This window comes from Streptomyces bobili, assembly GCF_002154575.1.
GTDB classification, from domain to species: Bacteria; Actinomycetota; Actinomycetes; order Streptomycetales; family Streptomycetaceae; genus Streptomyces; species Streptomyces bobili.
In genome coordinates, this window is record NZ_MUBA01000919.1 from 1 (window position 1) to 308 (window position 308).

Here is a 308-nt window from a genome sequence, read left to right on the forward strand (position 1 = left end):
ACCCGGTGGTCGGCGGACAGGGCGCGTATCTGCGCCGGCGAGGAGGCGGTCGAGCAGGTCCCGCCGTGCGCGAGGACGACCGCCTTCTGGGCGGCGCAGATACGCGCCCTGTCCGCCGACCACCGGGTCATCGCCTACGACCAGCGCGGCCACGGCCGGACCCCGGCGAGCGCGGCGTGCAGCGCCGACCTGCTCGCCGACGACCTCGAAGCCGTACTCACCGCGACGCTCGCGCCGGGGGAGAGGGCCGTGATCGCCGGGCACTCCATGGGCGGCATGACCATCATGGCCGCCTCCGCCCGGCCCGC

1 protein-coding gene is annotated in these 308 nt (G+C 76.3%); it reads left to right on the plus strand.

The features are described 5' to 3' along the window. On the plus strand, positions 1-308 hold a 308-nt coding region (locus BZL64_RS41845; protein ID WP_244205816.1), incomplete at both ends, for an alpha/beta fold hydrolase.